Origin of the sequence: Micromonospora sp. NPDC023814 (assembly GCF_040639595.1) — a bacterium.
Lineage (GTDB): Bacteria > Actinomycetota > Actinomycetes > Mycobacteriales > Micromonosporaceae > Micromonospora.
Genome location: NZ_JBFAAF010000152.1, coordinates 1 through 4,051 on the forward strand (window position 1 = coordinate 1; position 4,051 = coordinate 4,051).

The window sequence follows — 4,051 nt, forward strand, 5'->3', positions numbered from 1 at the left end:
CGGTGGCCAGCACGTCGAGGCCACCGACCCGCCCGAACACCACCGCCCTCACCCAGTCGTCGTGGCCGCGCAGGGGTTGCCCGACCAGGGTGATGTCGTGCGGGTCGCTGGCATCCCACACCCGGACCGTCCCGTCGTCGCTGGCGGTGGCGAGCAGGTCGAGGCCACCGACCCGCCCGAACACCACCGCCATCACCGTGCCGGTGTGGCCGTGCAGGGGTTGCCCGACCGGGGTGATGTCGTGCGGGTCGCTGGCATCCCACACCCGGGCCGTCCGGTCGATGCTGGTGGTGGCGAGCAGGTCGATGTCACCGACCCGCCCGAACACCACCGCCGTCACGTCGTCGGTGTGGCCGTGCAGGGGTTGCCCGAGCGGGGTGATGTTGTGCGGGTCGCTGGCATCCCACACCCGGACCGTCTCGTCGTCGCTGGCGGTGGCCAGCAGGTCGAGGCCACCGACCCGCCCGAACACCACCGCCATCACCGTGCCGGTGTGGCCGCGCAGGGGTTGCCCGAGCGGGGCGGAGGCGCGCGGGTCGCTGACATCCCACACCCGGACCGTCCCGTCGGCGCCGGCGGTGGCCAGCACGTCGAGGCCACCGACCCGCCCGAACACCACCGCCATCACCGTGCCGGTGTGGCCGCGCAGGGGTTGCCCGAGCGGGGCGGAGGCGCGCGGGTCGCTGACATCCCACACCCAGACCGTCCCGTCGGCGCCGGCGGTGGCCAGCACGTCGAGGCCACCGACCCGCCCGAACGCCACCGCCATCACCCAGGCGTCGTGCTGGACCCAGGCCAATTGGAACCTCGGATCTGCGGGGACTGGTTGGAACCTCGGATCTGCGGGGACTGGGAGGTGTTGGATGAGGTAGTCGTCAACGGGGAGGGGGATGGCGCGGGCGAATCCGGTGCCGGTGTAGGGGTGGTCGGCGGTTACGACGCTGTGTTGTGGGTGTATGTGGAACCAGAGTGTTCCGCGGGGCCAGTCGGGTGGGATTTGGATGAGTTCTCCGGGGTGGGGCGGGGCGCCGATCCGGATCTCGGTTGAGGTGGATGCGATGTGATGGCTGAACACGGTGGCGCGGGGGTGGGGGGTGGTGTTGGTTCGTTCCTCCTCGAAGTCGGGCGTGGTGGTCCCGCGGATCGCGGCGACTGTTTGATCGAGGCGCTCGACAGCGGCGTGGAGTTGGTCGAGTTGGGTAGCGAGCCAGGGCAGCCGGTCGGCGCCAAGCCGGCCGATGTAGCTGGCGATGCTTTGGCCAGCTAGGTGGATTCTGAGCGCGGCGCGGCGGGACAGGTAGAGTTCGGTCGCGGCGGTGAGCTGGTTGAGGGTGTCGGCGTTGGTATCGGGGTTGCGTCGGGTGGCTCGCTCGGCGAGAGTCAGGGCACGTAGTCGCCATTCGTGATGAACGTCGATGCGTTCCCAGCGTTGGGTGAGTTCGGCTGGTTGTGGGGTGTGTTGCATTGCTGGGGTGGACTGGTGAGGGCCGGCGGGGTTGAGGCGGGCTTGGACATTCTCGTCGTCGATGAACAACGGGAAGTAGCTGTCGAGCCGTGAGCCTATGAGCAGGAGCGGTCCAGTGTCACCGTAGATGGGGCTGGGGCTCCATCCCGTGGTGGTGCGTTCACCGTCGCGTCGCGTGGTGCGGGTCAGGAGTTGGAATCGCACGCCGAGGTGGTCGATGAGCAGTTGCGAAAGAGTTTCTCCCCACGCGGCGTCGCCACGGCCCGCTTCGAGGTCGGTGAGGATGGGGTGGCCTTGGGGGTGGGCTGCGCGGAGTCCGTCGACGAGCCGCCGCGCGGTCAGGTCGGCGTGCGCGGCCGGCGCGTCGTGGGCCAGGAGGCGGGCGGTGGCGTCGAGCACGGACATGATCCCGCTGCCGTTGGGTTGTCCGGGCCGGCTGAAGGACGGCAGGCGTTGCGCCATACCTGGTGTTCGCAGGGTAAGACCATCAGCACCAGCGGCCCATTCGGCTTCGCCGGTGTGGTCGGCAACGCGAAGGTCGGGCTGCAACAGCTCGGATCGGATGTGGCGCAACTCGCCGGTGAGCCAGTCCTGGCCGATCCCGATCTCGCTCACCAGGTTGAACAGCCCCGCCGGGTCGGCGGGCACGAGCACCCCACCCGCCGATAGCCGGACCTGCGCCAATGGGTCACCCATGCGGGCGCGGTCGACGGCCTGCAGTTGTTGGCGGGCCTCGTCGACGAGTGCCCCGAACTCGGGCAGAATGTCGGCCAGTTGTGCCAGGCGCTGGCCCCCTTGCGCCAGCTGTTCCACCCGCTGGGCCGCCCGGGCGAGCCGGGACGCCACCAGTGTGTCGGCATCGTCCCGGACCGCGTCGACCTGGGCGAGCAGGGCCCGTGCCTGTGCCACCATGTCGTCCGGCCGGTCGCGACCCGCCGCCTGGACAACGTCGTTCCAGGCGAGCAGGACCCGGTACCAGCTTTCCACCTCGACCGGGTCGGCACTGACCCGCAGCGTGAGCCCTCCGACCGAGGACAGCCGCATCGGCCACCAGTCGTTCTCGGCCGAATACGTCAGCACCACGGTCGAGTCCCAGCCGCCAGGCCACCCATGAACGACCACGTACACCAGTGGACGCGCCCCCAGCTCCGCCGGCGCAAACGCATCGTCGAGGAACGTCTCGAACAGGCTGCTCGCCGCGAGCAACCCCGCCGGGCTCAACGCCGCGACCCTCACCTCGGCCAACTGCTGCCGACTGAACGAGAACAGTCCCGGCACCTGCACCACCACCACTCGCGCGGAGCGGTCCAGCTCGTCGAATCGGAGCGGGCCAAGGTCCGGCTCCACCGTACCCACGTCCTCACCCGGCAACAAACCCGCTTGACGCAACCACACCAACCGCCGGTACCGATCATCCGGATCAGTACCGGCCCGGTCACGTTCGAGGAACACCCACGCCCGCTCATACTCAACCGCTCGCCACCGAGACCCACCCCACATCCGCATGCGGTCATACCGCTGCATAGTCTCCGGCAGACGATCCAGCCCTAATTCCACATTCCGTGCCAGGCCGTACGGCGCCGCCCCTAGGCCGGTATCAAGGCCGTAACCCCAGCGGTCGTCGAAGAACCAAAACTGATCACCCCACGCGGGAAATGTCCGCCGCCCCGCAAAATCCACCCACACGACATGGAACTCGCTCAACCGCCACGGCGCGGCGAACCACGAAGCACTCATCGGCTCGGTCAAGTGATCCTCAAGCACCGCCACCGGACCTACCCGCCCCCCCACCGCCATGCGCAACCGCGCCACCGCGGCGACCGTCGCCGGCGACAATCGCGCACCCCCAAGCGGATACAACACGATGACGGCAGAACCGGGCACCGACCGCCCACTCGAACCGGCCAACAAGTCTCCAACGTGACGCCGCCACACCGCCTCATCCGCTTCCTCCGCCACCACCACAAACCACTCCCGCCCGGTCACCCGAGCCTGCTCCCGCATCCGCGACAAAACACTCGCCGCCAGCACCGCCCCGACCGGAAACACCACCACCGGGCCGGCCGGTGTGCCGGCAGTGGCCTGTCGCGCCGCGGGACCGGTGCCGATGGCCCTGGCGATGTGTGACTGTGCGACGATGCTGGTGATGTCCCACACCCGGGCCGTCCCGTCGTCGCCGGCGGTGGCCAGCACGCCGAGGCCACCGGCCCCCCCGAACGCCACCGCCCACACCGTGTCGGTGTGGCCCCGCAGGGGTTGCCCGACCGGGGCGATGGCGCGCGGGTTACTGGCATTCCACACCCGGACCGTATCGTCTTCGCTGGCGGTGGCGAGCAGGGCGATGTCACCGACCTGCCCGAACGCCACCGCCCACACCGCGCCGGTGTGGCCGCGCAGGGGTTCCCCGACCAGGGTGATGTCGTGCGGGTCGCTGACATCCCACACCCGGACCGTATCGTCGTCGCCGGCGGTGGCCAGCAGGGCGATGTCACCGACCTGCCCGAACGCCACCGCCCACACCGCGCCGGTGTGGCCGCGCAGGGGTTCCCCGACCAGGGTGATGTCGTGCGGGTCGCTGACATCCCA

Annotated in this window: 1 protein-coding gene and 1 pseudogene; both read right to left on the reverse strand. The window is 69.8% G+C overall.

The features are described 5' to 3' along the window. The coding region (locus AB0G14_RS34485; protein ID WP_357704797.1) for a WD40 repeat domain-containing protein at positions 1-2,821 on the reverse strand (2,821 nt) is incomplete at its 3' end. Between the two features lie 837 nt (positions 2,822-3,658). After that, positions 3,659-3,985 (reverse strand): annotated as a pseudogene (locus AB0G14_RS34490) (hypothetical protein); the annotation flags it as partial. Between the last annotated feature and the right edge of the window lie 66 nt (positions 3,986-4,051).